Raw genomic sequence first — 13948 nt, 5'->3', positions numbered from 1 at the left:
CGCGCTCGGAACTGCAGACGCCGTCGCGGCTGAAGCCGCTCCTACAGCTTTCGCGGGAAGCGCGGGCGTGGGAAAAGCGAGCAGCTGCCGAGCCCCCGCCCGCCTCCCTGTGACAGAGGTCAGTGGGCCTTTCCGTAGTCGCGCGCGTCCGCTGCAACGCGCGACCCTGTCCGCGCATCCAGAGGGATGCCGATCCGCGGAATGGTTCCGTGGACGCCGCACACGGAACGGCCATGAACCTCCCCCTGCACGCCGAGACCCCGCTCTTCCCCTCCCCCTTGCCACTCGACCTGCGCCACGAGGCCTTCGCGCGCCGGCGCCGCATCGGCGACGTCGAGCTGTCCGACGCCGCGGTCGACGACTTCAATGCGCTGCTCGCGCGCCTGGCCCCCGGCACCGCCCCGGTGAGCGCCGACCAGATCGTCACCCTGGCCCGCTGGCTGCAGTCGCTGCCCGCCGAGCGCGCCGCGGCGATCGTCGGCGAGCGCCTGCGCCGCGCGGCGCGTGTCCGCGACATGCTCGCCGACACCGACTGGATCCTCGACGGCAACCTGCGCGAACGCGCGCGCCTGCTGGTCGACTACCTGCAGCGCGTCGACGACCTGATCCCGGACGACCAGCCGCAGGTCGGCCACCTCGACGACGCGCTGCTGGTCGAGCTGAGCTGGCGCCAATTCGCCGCCGAGGCCACCGACTTCGGCGACTTCTGCCGCTTCCGCGCGCTCGAACGCCCGCGCGGCGACGGCCGTGCCCGCGTCGCCGCCTGGGAGGCCGCCTGCGTCGCCGAACTGGCGCTGCTGCAGCAGCGCCGCGACGTGCGCGCGCACCGTTACGCGACCGGCGGCGACCTGCCCGAACGGATCCGCGTCCGCTAGTTCCCCGGCACGGGCGACGACGGCCGGCGTCAGGGACTCGCCGGCGCCGTCGTCCGTGCTTTTCGGGCGATAATCGGCGGGACCTCTGCAGGGCCCGCCATGTTCGATTCCGCCGTGCGCGCCGCGCTGGCCGCACACGCCGAAACTTTCCGCACCGCGACGCCGTTCCGCCACGTCGTCATCGACGGCTTCCTGCGCGACGACGTCGCGCGGGCGATGCTGCAGGCCTTTCCCGGCTTCGATCCGCGGTACGCGAAAGACGAACACGGCCGCGTCGGCGGCAAGGCGGTGCGCGAACACGTGCGCGAGCTGCCGGAGCCCTATCCGCAGCTCGATGCGTGGCTGGCGAGCGCCGACTTCCTCGACGCGATCTCGGTGATCACCGGGATTCCGGACCTGCGGCACGATCCCGATTACGTCGGCGGCGGCACCCACGAGAACGTCGACGGCCAGGCGCTCGAGGCGCATGTCGACTTCAATTACCACCCGCGCACCGGCCAGCACCGGCGGCTGAACCTGATCGTCTACCTGAACCCGGAATGGGACGAGGCCTGGGGCGGGGTGCTGGAACTGTCGGAAGACCCGTGGTCGGCGAACCCCGCGAAGAAGCGGATCGTGCCGCGCTTCAACCGCGCGGTGCTGTTCGAGACCAGTGAGCAGTCCTGGCACGGCTTCCCGCGCATCACCCTGCCGGTGGAGCGGCGCGGCCTGAGCCGGCGCTCTTTCGCGATCTACCTGTACACCGACGAGCGGCCCGCGGAAGAGACCGCGCCGCCGCATGCCACCGTCTACGTGCCCGAGGCGCGGCCGGAACACCTGGTGGCCGGGCATGTCCTCGCCGCGGCCGACGTCGCCGAACTGGACCGCCGCTTCGCCGCCGCCCGCGGCCAGCTGCAGTTCCTGTACGGCCGCGAGAAGGAGGACGCGCAGCGCCTCGCCAACCTGCAGCGCGAACTCATGGAGGCACGCGCCGCATGGCGGCCGCCGCTGCTCGGCCATGCCCGCGCGCCGCAGCCGCCGCAGGGGCTCTGGCCGGACGGCTGGTGCGAGCGCGAGGCGGCCCTGACGCTGGTGCCGGCGCAACCCGTCACCGGCCTCGAGGTCGTACTGTGGGTGCCGCCGGCGCTGCACGGCGCGCGCCTCTCCGTGCGCGCCGGCGAGGTGGCGGCGGAACTCGTGCTGCAAGCCGACACCACGCCGACGCTGTCGCTGGCGCTGTGCGCCGGGGCCGACGCGCCGCTGCCCATCATCCTGCGCACCGACAGCGACTGGCAGCCGGACGGCGACGCCCGTCGCCTCGCGGTGCTGCTGCGCGAATTGCGGCTGCACCACGCATGAGTGCACCGATGACGCCGCGCTTCGTCCACCTGCACCTGCACAGCGAATATTCGCTGACCGACTCCACGATCCGCATCCCGGAACTGGTGTCGCGCTGCGCCGCGCTCGGCCTGCCGGCGGTGGCGGTGACCGACGTCAGCAACCTGTTCGCGCTGGTGAAGTTCCAGAAGGCCGCGGAAGGCGCCGGGGTGAAGCCGATCGCCGGCGCCGACCTCTGGATCGCCGGCGACGGCGGTCCACCGTCGCGCCTGACCCTGCTCTGCCTGGACCGCAGCGGCTACCTGTCGCTGTCGCGCCTGATCAGCCGCGCGTTCCTCGACGGCCACTGCGGCGACCATGTCGAGGTGCAGCCCGAGTGGCTGCATGCCGACAGCGCCGGCCTCGTCGCGATCGCCGGCCGCGAGAGCGCGCTCGGCCAGGCCCTCGCCGGCGGCCGCGACGAGCAGGCCGCGCGGGTGTTGCGCGAATGGATCGCGACCTTCCCCGACCGCCTGTACCTGGAACTGACCCGCACCGGCCGCGACGGCGAGGAAGCCTTCAACACCGCCGCGCTGGCGCTGGCCGCGAAGCACGACCTGCCGGTACTGGCGAGCAACGACGTGCGCTTCCTCGCGCCCGACGATTTCGAGGCGCACGAGGCGCGCGTCTGCATCGCCACCGGCCGCGTGCTCGACGATCCGAAGCGCCCGCGCGAATTCAGCCGCGAGCAGTACCTGAAGTCGCCGGAGGAGATGGCCGAGCTGTTCGCCGACCTGCCCGAGGCGCTCGAGAACACCGTGCAGCTGGCGATGCGCTGCAATCTCGAGCTGAGCCTGGGCAAGTACTACCTGCCCGACTTCCCGGTGCCCGAAGGCCACACGCTCGAGAGCTGGATCCGCGCGCAGGCGCACGATGGCCTGCAGCGCCGTCTGGAGAGGATCGAGCCGGCACCGGGGCGCACGCCCGCCGATTACGTCGCGCGCCTCGACACCGAGCTCGACGTGATCGTGACGATGGGCTTCCCCGGCTACTTCCTGATCGTCGCCGACTTCATCGTGTGGTCGAAGTCGCATGGCATTCCGGTCGGCCCGGGCCGCGGATCCGGCGCCGGCTCGCTGGTCGCCTACGCGCTCGGCATCACCGACCTCGACCCGCTGCGCTACGACCTGCTGTTCGAGCGCTTCCTGAATCCCGAACGCGTGTCGATGCCCGACTTCGACATCGACTTCTGCATGGACGGCCGCGACGAGGTGATCGACTACGTCGCCGGCAAGTACGGCCGCGACAAGGTCAGCCAGATCATCACCTACGGCACGATGGCCGCGAAGGCGGCGATCCGCGACTGCGGCCGCGTGCTCGGACATCCCTACGGCTTCGTCGACGGCGTCGCCAAGCTGATCCCGAACACGCTCGGCATCAGCCTCGACGACGCCCTCGGCCTCAGCGACGCGGCGCGCAAGGACAGCGAACTGGCCTCGGCCGAGCTGATCCAGCGCTACCGCGACGAGGAGGACGTGCGCGACCTGATCGACCTCGCGCGCAGCCTCGAGGACCTGACCCGCAATGCCGGCAAGCACGCCGGCGGCGTCGTGATCGCGCCGACGCCGCTGACCGACTTCAGCCCGCTGTTCGCCGACCCGCCGGCGAAGGACCAGGCGCGCTCGATCGTCACCCAGTTCGACAAGGACGACGTCGAGGGCGTCGGCCTGGTGAAGTTCGACTTCCTCGGACTGCGCACGCTGACGATCATCCACTGGGCGGTGCAGGCGATCGACGCCCGCCACGCCCGCGCCGGCCTGCCGCCGGTCGACGTCCTGGCGCTGCCGCTCGACGACCCGGCCACCTATGCGCTGCTCTCGAAGGGGCAGACCACGGCGGTGTTCCAGTTCGAATCGCGCGGCATGAAGGAGTACATCCGCAAGCTGCAGCCCTCGACCTTCGAGGACCTGATCGCGCTCGCGGCGTTGTACCGCCCCGGTCCGCTCGGCGCCGGCATGGTCGACGACTTCATCGACCGCCGCCACGGCCGCGCCGAGGTCTCCTACCCGCACGACCTGCTCGAGCCGATCCTGAAGCCGACCTACGGCGTGATCGTGTACCAGGAACAGGTGATGCAGATCGCCCAGGTACTGGCCGGCTACTCGCTCGGCGGCGCCGACCTGCTGCGCCGCGCGATGGGCAAGAAGAAGCCCGAGGAGATGGCCAAGGAACGCGTGAAGTTCGAGGCCGGCGCCGCCGAACGCGGCATCGACGCGGACACCGCGACGCGCATCTTCGACCTGATGGAGAAGTTCGCCGACTACGGCTTCAACAAGTCGCACTCGGCGGCCTATGCGCTGGTCGCCTACCAGACCGCGTGGCTGAAGGCGCATTACCCGGCCGAGTTCATGGCCGCGACGCTGACCTCGGACATGGACAACACCGACAAGGTGGTGACCTTCCTCGAGGAAGCGCGCGAGATCGGCCTGACGGTGCTGCCGCCGGACGTGAACGCCTCCGACCATGCGTTCGTGGCGCTGGACGCGAAGACGATCCGCTACGGCCTCGGCGCGGTGAAGGGCGTCGGCTTCGGCGCCTGCGACGCGATCGTCAGGGCGCGCCTCGCCGGCGGCGAATACCGCGACCTGCTCGACTTCTGCACGCGGGTCGATTCGACGAAGCTCAACCGGCGCGTGCTCGAGGCGCTGGTGCACGCCGGCGCCCTCGACGGCCTCGGCGCCAACCGGCCGTCGCTGCTGCTGCAGGTCCCGGAAGTGATGCGCGCCACCGAGCAGATGGCGCGCGAGCGGGCGGCCGGCCAGGCCTCGCTGTTCGGCGGGGGCGGCGACGCCGCGCCGCCGCTGCGGCTGGACCTGCCGGAGGTGCCGGACTGGCCGCTCGAGACCAAGCTGCTCGGCGAACGCGACACCCTCGGCCACTACCTCAGCGGCCACCCGGTCGACCCCTGGCGCGACGAGTTGCAGGGCCTGGTGGGCGTCGACCTGCGCGACCTCGACACCCTGTGGAGCCAGAAGAAGGACCGCCGCGGCGAGGCGGCCGTGGTGCTCGCCGGCCTCGTCACCGCGGTGCGCCGGCGCGGCGACACGATGGCCTTCGTGCGCATCGAGGACGGCCGCGGCCAGCTCGAGGTCGCCTTCTTCCGCGACGCCTTCGCCGAAGCGGCGCCGATGCTGTCGCGCGACCGCCTGCTGCTGATCGAGGGCGGCCTCGGCGAGGACCAGTTCTCCGGCGGCCTGGTGCTGCGCGCGCGCCAGTGCTGGGACTTCCGCCAGCTCTGCGCCCAGCACGCGCGCCGCCTGGCGATGACCATCGACCTGCGCCGCCCGGGCGTCTGGGACGCCGTGCAGCAGCTGCTGGCCCCCTACCGCCCCGGCCCGACCCCGCTGCGCCTGGACCTGCTGACCCCCGGCCGCGCCCGCGGCACCGTCGACCTCGACGGCCCGCTCGGCGTGCGTACCGAACCCGAACTGGTCGGCCAGCTGCGCGCCCTGCCCGGCGTCGACAAGGTCCAGCTGAGCCTGCACCGGCCCTGGGCGCAGGGCGGTTAAGGCGAGTAACGAGTGGAGAGGAACGAGCAACGAGTGCAGGAGCGGCTTCAGCCGCGATCCGCCCTTCGCGCGCCATGCGCGCGGGCGGTCACTCGTTGCTCGTTCCTCTCCACTCGTTACTCGCTTCCGCTGGTAGACTCGCGCCTTCCTAGAGCCATTGCTCAATCTCCGGCCCCTGCCGGAACCGGCAGCCCGACCCGATGAACCCGAACTTCCTCGATTTCGAACAGCCCATCGCCGAACTGGAAGCGAAGATCCAGGAACTGCGTCGTGCCAGCACCGGCCCGGCGGTCGATGTCGAGACCGAGGTCAACGGCTTGCAGGAGAAGCTGAAGGTGCGCACCGCCGAGATCTTCAAGGCGCTGACGCCCTGGCAGATCTCGCAGCTGGCCCGGCATCCGCAGCGGCCGTACACCAACGACTACATCGGCCTGATGTTCGACGAGTTCCACGAGCTCGCCGGCGACCGCGCCTTCGCCGACGACGCCGCGATCGTCGGCGGCCTGGCCCGGCTCGACGGCCGCGCGGTGATGGTGATCGGCCAGCAGAAGGGCCGCGACACCCGCGCCAAGATCCGCCGCAACTTCGGCATGCCGCGCCCCGAGGGTTACCGCAAGGCGCTGCGCCTGATGAAGATGGCCGAACGCTTCCAGCTGCCGCTGCTGACCTTCATCGACACCCCGGGCGCCTACCCCGGCGTCGGCGCCGAAGAGCGCGGCCAGTCCGAGGCGATCGCCCGCAACCTGCTGGAGATGGCGGAGCTGAAGATCCCGATCGTCTGCACGGTGATCGGCGAGGGCGGCTCCGGCGGCGCGCTGGCGATCGGCGTCGGCGACCGCACGCTGATGCTCGAATACAGCACCTATTCGGTGATCTCGCCGGAAGGCTGCGCCTCGATCCTTTGGAAGTCCGCCGACAAGGCGCGCGACGCCGCCGAAGCCCTCGGCCTGACCGCGAAGCGGCTGAAGGAACACGGCCTGATCGACGTGGTCGTGCCGGAGCCGCTCGGCGGCGCCCACCGCGACCCGGCGGCGATGGCGGCGACGCTGAAGCAGGCGATCCTCGGCGAGCTGACGACGCTCGATGCGATCGACGCCGGCACCCGCCTCGAGCAGCGCTACCGCCGCCTGCGCAGCTACGGCGCCTACGAGGCGGCCTGAGCCTCGACCGATTGTGAAACAGCCGGCTCCGTCCCGGCGCCGGCACGGACCAGGGGAGTCAACGCGATGGTGATCAAGCGGATCGGCGTCATTTCCTGCGCCAAGGTCATGGGCGTGCTGTATGCCGGTATCGGCCTGCTGATCGGCCTGCTGTACGCGCTGTTCGCGCTGGTCGGCGGCGGCGCGATGATGGCCAGCGGGGCCTCCGAAGCAGCCTTCGGCGGCGGCGTGATGATGGGCATCGGCGTGGCGATGGTGGTGATCGCGCCGATCGTTTACGGCCTGATGGGATTCCTCGCCGGGCTGCTGACCGCCTGGCTGTACAACCTGGCGGCCGGATTCGCCGGTGGCATCGAGATCGAGGTCGCGTAAGCGGCCTCCGGCCGCGCGCGAATCGCGATGACCGTGATGCTGCCGCCGGCGCCCGGCGAGCACGGGATCGCCGTCGCCTTCAGCGGCGGCCTCGATTCCACGGTCCTGTTGCACCTGCTCGCCGGCGATCCGGCGGCGCGCGCGCGCGGCCTGCGGGCGCTGCATGTCGACCATGGCCTGCATGCGGATTCGGCGGCCTGGGCCGAACACTGCGCCGGCATCTGCGCGGCGCTGGGTGTGGACTTCGCCAGCCGCCGGGTCGGCGTCGTCGCGACCGGCGAGGGCCTGGAGGCGGCGGCGCGGCGGGCCCGGCACGGGGCCTTGGTCGCGATGCAGCGGCCGGGCGAGGTCATCGCCCTCGCCCACCACCGCGACGACCAGGCCGAGACGGTGCTGCTGCGGCTGCTGCGCGGCGCCGGCGACGGTCTCGCCGGCATGCGCGTGCTGCGCCCTTTCGGCAGCGGGGCGCTGTGGCGGCCGCTGCTGGCGGTTGCGCGTTCCGACATCGAAGCCTGGGCGCGCGCGCGCGATCTGGCGTGGCTGGACGATCCGGCGAACGACGCGCTGCGGCATGACCGCAACTTCCTGCGCCACGAAATCCTGCCGCGGCTGGCGACGCGCTGGCCGCAGGCGTCGGCCGCGCTGGCGCGCAGCGCGGCCCTGCTGGCCACGCAGGCGGACCTGCTCGGCGGCGAGGATGCGCAGCGGCTGGCGGCGCTGCGTGGTGGGGATCCGGCCTGGCTCGACCTCGCCGGGCTGCGCGCACTGGTGCCGGAATGGCGTGCGCGGGTGCTGCGGGCCTGGCTCGCCGCGCTCGGCCTGCCGCCGGCCCCGGCCGCGCGACTGGCGACGATCGGACACGATCTGGTCGCTGCCCAGGCCGCGGACGGAAACGCGGCGGCGGATGGCGCCGATGGCGGCGACGCGGGCGACAGCGGCGACGGCGGCCTGGTCGAATGGCCGGGGGCACAGGTGCGCCGCTGGCGGGGTCGACTCTGGGCCGGACCGCCGCCGGTGACGCTTCCCGCGGACTTCGAAACCAGGTGGGACGGACGCGCGCCGCTGCCGCTGCCGACCGGCGTCACGCTGGCGCTGGTGGGACCCGGCACGGCGCCACCCGCCTGCTTTCCGGAACCGCTGTGCGTGCGCGCCCGTCGAGGCGGCGAACGCCTGCGCCTGCCGGGACGGAGCCACTCGCACGCGTTGAAGCACCTGCTGCAGGACGCCGGCGTACCGCCCTGGGAACGCGCGGCGCTACCGCTGCTGTTCGCCGCCGACGGCGAACTGCTGGCCGCCGGCGACCGCCTCGTCTCCGCCCGCCTGCAGGCCTGGCTCGGCCGCAACGGCCTCGCCCTCGTAATCATTAACGGTGTCGGAGACAGTTCCGCGGAAAACGGTCTCTGACACCGTTATCACACCGGTCGCGCGGGGACGGCTACACTTGCCGCATGGCCGCCAAGACCCCCGATTCGCCGCCTTCCCCGGTCGCCCCGTTCGAAGCGTCGCTGGACGAGCTCGAGCAGCTCGTCCTGAAGATGGAGAAGGGCGACCTGTCTCTCGACGACTCCCTCGCCGCCTACGAGCGCGGCGTCGGCCTCTACCGGCAGTGCCGCGCGGCGCTCGACCAGGCCGAACTGCGCGTGCGCCTGCTCAGCGATCCGGCCGATCCGGACGCCGGCACGCCTTTCCAGGCCGCGCCGAACGATGGCGGCTGACGCGCGCCTGGCGCCGTGGCGCCAGCGTGTCGAAGCCGCCCTCGAGACCGCCCTCGCGGCCTCGGCCGACACCGGTTCCGCCCGCCTGCACGCGGCCATGCGCCACGCGGTGCTCTCCGGCGGCAAGCGCCTGCGCCCGCTGCTGGTCTACGCCGCCGGCGCGGCGACCGGCGCCGACGAGACCCTGCTCACCGCGCCGGCCGTCGCGGTCGAACTCGTGCACGCATTCTCGCTGGTGCACGACGACCTGCCGGCGATGGACGACGACGACCTGCGCCGCGGCCGCCCGACCGTCCACGTCGCCTTCGACGAGGCCACCGCGATCCTCGCCGGTGACGCCCTGCAGGCGCTCGCCTTCGAGGTGCTCGCCGAGGCCCCGGTCGACGCCGCACTGCGCGTGGCCTGGCTGCAGTCGCTGGCGCGGGCCACCGGCGCCGCCGGCATGTGCGGCGGCCAGGCCCTCGACATGGAAGCCGGTGGCCGCCGCATCGAAGTCGCCGAACTGCAGCAGTTGCATGCGCTGAAGACCGGCGCGCTGATCCGCAGCGCGGTGCGCATGGGCGCACTCGCCGGCGGCGCCGGTCCCGGCGTCAGTGCGCGCCTCGACGACTACGCCGCGGCGCTCGGCCTCGCCTTCCAGATCCGCGACGACCTGCTCGACATCGACGGCGACAGCGCCTCGCTCGGCAAGACCGCGGGCAAGGATCAGGCCCAGGACAAGGCCACCTATCCCGCCCTGCTCGGCCGCGACGGCGCCGGGGCGGCGCTGGCCGAACAGGTCGCGCGGATGCGCGATGCGCTGACCGGCTGGCCCGGCGACGTCGGCGCGCTCGAGGCGCTGGCGGTGCTCGCGGTCGAACGCCGCAGCTGATCGCCCGCGGCGCGAATTCCGGACACGAAGAAGGCGGCCCGCGGGCCGCCTTCTTCGTACGCGCGATACGCCTTACTTGATCAGGCGGATCGCCACCGGGTAGCGGTAGTACTCGCCACCGTTGGCCTTCACCGCCGCGAGGATCATGAACACCAGCGAGGCCAGCCAGACCAGCGGCATCAGGAACGCGCCGATGAGAACGAAGGTCAGGATCACGCAGACCACGTAGGCGATGATCAGGGTGATCTGGAAGTTCAGCGCTTCCTTCGACTGGTCCGTCAGGAAGCCCTTCTCCGGCTTGTCCTTGTTGATCAGCCAGATGATCAGCGGAACGATGAAGCCGGCGACGATGCCGGACAGATGGGTGATGAGGGCAAGGGTCTTGTCTTCCTGCGGAACAGCGGTGTCGTTCATGGGGTCCCCCGGGGCTTCGATCGGATGACGCGGCGCCGGGCGGCGCGCGACCCGGCTACTGTCCGGCCACCCCGGGGACGTGTCAAGGCGACGTGAGTCTCAGGACTCGCCGGCGACCGTCATGCGGCCGACCAGCAGCGCGCCGATGCCGATGTGCGAACGCGGGTCGACGTCGCTGCCGACCGCCTCGATCGCCAGGAACATGTCCTGCAGTTTTCCGGCGATCGTGACCTCGGCGACCGGATACGCGATCTCCCCGTTCTCGATCCAGAAGCCGCCGGCGCCGCGCGAATAGTCGCCGGTGACGGTATTGGCGCCCTGCCCCATCAGTTCGGTGACCAGCAGGCCGCGGCCCATCGCCTTCGCGATCGCGCGCAGGTCGCCGGCGTTCGCGCGCACCTCGAGGTTGTGCACCCCGCCGGCGTTGCCGGTGCTCTGCAGGCCGAGCTTGCGCGCCGAATAGCTGCCGAGCAGATAGCGCACCAGCACACCGTCGCGCACCAGCGGCTGGTCGAGCGTCGCCACACCTTCGGCATCGAAGTCGGATGAGCGCAGGCCGCGCATCAGGTGCGGGCGTTCGTCGATCTGGAACCAGCCGGGGAACAGGCGCTCGCCGCAGCGGTCGACGAGGAAACTGGCGCCGCGGTACAGCGCACCGCCGGACGCCGCATTGAGCAGATGGCCGATCAGCGAGCGCGCCATTTCCGGCGCGAACAGCACCGGGTAGTCACCGGTCGCCAGTGGCCGCGGATCCAGGCGCGCGACGGTACGCTCGGCGGCGCGGCGGCCGACGGCTTCCGGTGCTTCGAGATCCGACGCCGCCAGCGCGCTGGTGTACCAGTAGTCGCGCTCCATGCCGTCGCCGCTGCCGGCGATGAACGAGGCGCTGAGCGAATGGCTGGTGCCGCGCTCGCGCCCGAGGAAGCCGTGGCTGTTGGCGTAGACGGAGATGCTTTCGGCGGTGCTGGTCGAGGCACCCTCGGAATTGCTGATGCGCGGATCGGCTTCGCGGCCCGCGTTCTCGGTGCGCAAGGCCAGCGCGATCGCCGCGTCGGCATCGAGCGCCCACGGGTGCCAGCCGTCGAACTCGCGCGGCGCTTTCGCCATGCGCTCGGGGTCGGCGAGGCCGGCGGCGGGATCGACCTCGGTGTGGCGGGCGATCGCGCAGGCCATCGCCACCGTCGCGGCCAGGCTCTCCGGCTGCAGGTCGGCGGTGCTGGCGCTGCCCTTGCGGCCGTCGATGTAGACGGTGACCGCGACGCTGCGGTCGTGGGTGCGCTCGACCGTCTCGACCTCGCCGAGGCGGACGTCGACGTTCAGGCCGCGGTCCTCGGACAGGCTCACCTCGGCCTGGCCGGCGCCGCGGGCGGCGCAGTCGCGCAGCACGTCGCGGGCGAGCTCGGAAAGCCGGTCCAGGCGCGCGTGCGAATCGTCGCGGGCTGGGGTGGTCACGGTCATGGGCGTATCCTTGCCGGAATGGTTTGCGGATGCCGCGGATGCACGACGAAGACATCGACGACGAAGAGTTCGACCGCGGCCCGAGCCGCGGCGAGCAGCGCCGGCAGGCGCTGGCGGTGCTGGCGCTGGCGCAGCAGCTGGTGACGCTCAGCGAACCGGCGCTGGCGCGCATCCCGATGGACGACGACCTGCGCGAGCTGGTGCTGGCCTCGCGGAAGATCACCGCGCAGATCGCCCGCAAGCGGCAGATCCAGTACCTGGCCAAGCACATGCGCCGGCGCGAGGACGAGGCGCTGGACGCGATCCGCGCCGCGCTCGAGCACGACAAGGCCGACGGCCGCCGCGCCGCGCAGGCGCTGCACGAGGTGGAGTACTGGCGCGACCGTCTGGTCGACGAGGGCGACGAGGCCCTGGCCGAGCTGCTCGCGGCGTTTCCGCAGGCCGACCGCCAGCACCTGCGTCAGCTCGCCCGCAACGCCCGCCAGGAACGCCTGCAGAACCGGCCGCCGCACGCCTACCGCGACCTCTTCCGCGACCTCCGCACCCTCCTCTCGACCTCTGACGACGTCGAGGGCTGAAAGATCCGGTTCCTTGCCGCGGACGAGCGCGGACGAGCACGGACGAACACGGATAAAGCGCTGATCTGTTGTGTCCCGGGTGATCGGAGCAACCGGCCTCGATAGCGAACCAATGAACAAGGCTCTGTCCGTGTTCATCCGTGCTCGTCCGCGCTCGTCCGTGGCAAAGGCCATTTGAAGCGTCACGCGCGGGTACCGCCGACGGTCATGGCGTCGATCTTCAGCGTGGGCTGGCCGACACCTACCGGCACGGACTGGCCGTCCTTGCCGCATACGCCGACGCCTGCGTCGAGTTGCAGGTCGTTGCCGACCATCGAGACGCGGGTCATCGCCTCGGGACCGTTGCCGATCAGGGTCGCGCCCTTGACCGGGCGCGTGAGTCTGCCGTCCTCGATCAGCCAGGCCTCGGTCGCCGAGAACACGAACTTGCCGCTGGTGATGTCGACCTGGCCGCCGCCGAAGTTCGGCGCGTACAGGCCCTTCTTCACCGAGCCGATGATCTCCTCCGGCGCGTAGGACCCAGCGAGCATGTAGGTATTGGTCATGCGCGGCATCGGCCGGTGCGCGAAGGATTCGCGGCGGCCGTTGCCGGTCGGCGCCACGCCCATCAGCCGCGCGTTGAGGCTGTCCTGCAGGTAGCCGCGCAGGATGCCGTCCTCGATCAGCGTCGTGCACTGCGTCGGATTGCCCTCGTCGTCGATGTTCAGCGAGCCGCGGCGGCCGGCGAGCGTGCCGTCGTCGACGATCGTGACGCCGGGCGCGGCGACGCGTTCGCCGATGCGGCCGGCGTAGACCGAGGTGCCCTTGCGGTTGAAGTCGCCCTCGAGGCCGTGGCCGACCGCCTCGTGCAGCAGCACGCCCGGCCAGCCGGGACCGAGCACGACCGGCATCGAGCCCGCCGGCGCGTCGACCGCATCGAGGTTCACCAGCGCCTGGCGCAGCGCTTCCTGCGCGACCGCGTCCGGGCGGCCGTCGGCGAACAGCTCGGCATAGCCATAGCGGCCGCCGGCGCCGGCATAGCCCTGCTCGCGGCGGCCGCCCTGCTCGACGATCACCTGCACGTTGATGCGCACCAGCGGCCGCACGTCGGCGGCCACCGCACCGTCGCTGCGCGCGACCAGCACCGTGTCGACCCCGCCCGACAGGCTGACGGTGACCTGCTTCACGCGCGGATCGGCGGCGCGCAGCGCGGCCTCGAGCTCGCGCAGCACGGCGATCTTGGCGTCCGCCGGCATCGCGTCGACCGGGTCGTGCGGTGGATACAGATCGCGGCCGGCGACGACGATGCGCTGGCCGCCTTCGCGGGTGGCGCCGTCGCGGCTGATCGCGCGCGCCGCCGCCGCCGATTCCAGCAGCGCCTCGGCGCGGATGTCGTCGGAATAGGCGAAACCGGATTTCTCGCCGCTGACCGCGCGCACGCCGACGCCCTGCTCGATCGAATGCGCGCCGTCCTTGACGATGCCGTCCTCGATCGTCCAGCTCTCGCGCCGGCTGTGCTGGAAATACAGGTCGCCGAAATCGATGCCGGGCCCGAGCAGGCGCGAGAACGCGCGGTCGAGCCCGGCCAGATCGAGGCCGGTCGGCGTGAGCAGGCGGTGGGTGGCTTGCGCGAGGGTCGTTGCAGTCATCGGCACGAAATG

Annotated in this window: 12 protein-coding genes; 9 read left to right on the top strand and 3 right to left on the bottom strand. The window is 71.8% G+C overall.

Annotation, left to right across the window (positions count from 1 at the left end; genetic code table 11):
• The first annotated feature begins 233 nt into the window (after positions 1-233).
• The 8 genes from K311_RS0100440 (at position 234) to K311_RS0100405 (ending at position 9858) form a co-directional block, all read left to right on the top strand.
• On the top strand, positions 234-875 hold the full coding sequence (locus K311_RS0100440; RefSeq protein ID WP_026815669.1) for a hypothetical protein: 642 nt from the start codon (positions 234-236) through the stop codon (positions 873-875).
• Positions 876-974: 99 nt separating this feature from the next.
• The gene (locus K311_RS14605) at positions 975-2213 is read left to right on the top strand and encodes a 2OG-Fe(II) oxygenase (RefSeq protein WP_051239340.1); all 1239 of its coding nucleotides are present in this window, start codon (positions 975-977) and stop codon (positions 2211-2213) included.
• Complete coding sequence (gene dnaE, locus K311_RS0100430; RefSeq protein ID WP_026815668.1) at positions 2210-5740, top strand: DNA polymerase III subunit alpha; 3531 nt, start codon at positions 2210-2212, stop codon at positions 5738-5740. The genes K311_RS14605 and dnaE overlap by 4 nt, the downstream gene beginning before the upstream one ends.
• A gap of 200 nt (positions 5741-5940) precedes the next feature.
• A complete protein-coding gene (locus K311_RS0100425; RefSeq protein WP_026815667.1) occupies positions 5941-6900 on the top strand; it encodes an acetyl-CoA carboxylase carboxyltransferase subunit alpha in 960 nt (319 codons plus the stop codon).
• Between the two features lie 66 nt (positions 6901-6966).
• Positions 6967-7272, top strand: a complete 306-nt coding sequence (locus K311_RS0100420; protein WP_026815666.1) for a hypothetical protein — start codon at positions 6967-6969, stop codon at positions 7270-7272.
• Positions 7273-7299: 27 nt separating this feature from the next.
• Positions 7300-8676 carry a tRNA lysidine(34) synthetase TilS gene (gene tilS / locus K311_RS14600; protein WP_051239339.1) on the top strand — a complete coding sequence of 459 codons (1377 nt, stop codon included), beginning with the start codon at positions 7300-7302 and terminating at the stop codon, positions 8674-8676.
• Positions 8677-8720: 44 nt separating this feature from the next.
• Entirely contained in the window at positions 8721-8987 is a 267-nt protein-coding gene (locus K311_RS0100410; RefSeq protein ID WP_026815665.1) for an exodeoxyribonuclease VII small subunit, read from the top strand.
• Entirely contained in the window at positions 8977-9858 is an 882-nt protein-coding gene (locus tag K311_RS0100405; RefSeq protein ID WP_026815664.1) for a polyprenyl synthetase family protein, read from the top strand. The genes K311_RS0100410 and K311_RS0100405 overlap by 11 nt, the downstream gene beginning before the upstream one ends.
• A 72-nt stretch (positions 9859-9930) precedes the next feature.
• Here the strand turns inward: K311_RS0100405 and K311_RS0100400 are convergent, their stop codons facing one another.
• Complete coding sequence (locus K311_RS0100400) at positions 9931-10272, bottom strand: DUF4870 domain-containing protein (RefSeq protein WP_051239338.1); 342 nt, start codon at positions 10270-10272, stop codon at positions 9931-9933.
• A gap of 99 nt (positions 10273-10371) precedes the next feature.
• Positions 10372-11730, bottom strand: a complete 1359-nt coding sequence (gene pmbA / locus K311_RS0100395; RefSeq protein ID WP_026815662.1) for a metalloprotease PmbA — start codon at positions 11728-11730, stop codon at positions 10372-10374.
• Between the two features lie 38 nt (positions 11731-11768).
• On the opposite strand from pmbA, the gene yjgA reads away from it, so the two are divergent.
• Positions 11769-12308 carry a ribosome biogenesis factor YjgA gene (gene yjgA, locus K311_RS14595; protein WP_245570608.1) on the top strand — a complete coding sequence of 180 codons (540 nt, stop codon included), beginning with the start codon at positions 11769-11771 and terminating at the stop codon, positions 12306-12308.
• 182 nt (positions 12309-12490) lie between these two features.
• On the opposite strand, the gene tldD is transcribed toward yjgA, so the two are convergent.
• Positions 12491-13936 carry a metalloprotease TldD gene (tldD, locus tag K311_RS0100385; RefSeq protein WP_026815661.1) on the bottom strand — a complete coding sequence of 482 codons (1446 nt, stop codon included), beginning with the start codon at positions 13934-13936 and terminating at the stop codon, positions 12491-12493.
• Positions 13937-13948: the final 12 nt, after the last annotated feature.

It is taken from the genome of Arenimonas composti TR7-09 = DSM 18010 (assembly GCF_000426365.1).
GTDB classification, from domain to species: Bacteria; Pseudomonadota; Gammaproteobacteria; order Xanthomonadales; family Xanthomonadaceae; genus Arenimonas; species Arenimonas composti.
Note: the sequence above shows the minus strand (reverse complement) of the source record. Positions and strands in the feature narration are given on the sequence as shown.

Excerpts from the sequence above, each read along its gene's own strand:
- dnaE (WP_026815668.1), top strand. The coding sequence starts at position 2,210 with ATGAGTGCACCGATGACGCCGCGCTTCGTCCACCTGCACCTGCACAGC.
- K311_RS14605 (WP_051239340.1), top strand. The coding sequence starts at position 975 with ATGTTCGATTCCGCCGTGCGCGCCGCGCTGGCCGCACACGCCGAAACT.
- K311_RS0100420 (WP_026815666.1), top strand. The coding sequence starts at position 6,967 with ATGGTGATCAAGCGGATCGGCGTCATTTCCTGCGCCAAGGTCATGGGC.
- K311_RS0100425 (WP_026815667.1), top strand. The coding sequence starts at position 5,941 with ATGAACCCGAACTTCCTCGATTTCGAACAGCCCATCGCCGAACTGGAA.
- yjgA (WP_245570608.1), top strand. The coding sequence starts at position 11,769 with ATGCACGACGAAGACATCGACGACGAAGAGTTCGACCGCGGCCCGAGC.
- tilS (WP_051239339.1), top strand. The coding sequence starts at position 7,300 with ATGACCGTGATGCTGCCGCCGGCGCCCGGCGAGCACGGGATCGCCGTC.
- K311_RS0100405 (WP_026815664.1), top strand. The coding sequence starts at position 8,977 with ATGGCGGCTGACGCGCGCCTGGCGCCGTGGCGCCAGCGTGTCGAAGCC.
- K311_RS0100400 (WP_051239338.1), bottom strand. The coding sequence starts at position 10,272 with ATGAACGACACCGCTGTTCCGCAGGAAGACAAGACCCTTGCCCTCATC.
- K311_RS0100410 (WP_026815665.1), top strand. The coding sequence starts at position 8,721 with ATGGCCGCCAAGACCCCCGATTCGCCGCCTTCCCCGGTCGCCCCGTTC.
- pmbA (WP_026815662.1), bottom strand. The coding sequence starts at position 11,730 with ATGACCGTGACCACCCCAGCCCGCGACGATTCGCACGCGCGCCTGGAC.
- K311_RS0100440 (WP_026815669.1), top strand. The coding sequence starts at position 234 with ATGAACCTCCCCCTGCACGCCGAGACCCCGCTCTTCCCCTCCCCCTTG.
- tldD (WP_026815661.1), bottom strand. The coding sequence starts at position 13,936 with ATGACTGCAACGACCCTCGCGCAAGCCACCCACCGCCTGCTCACGCCG.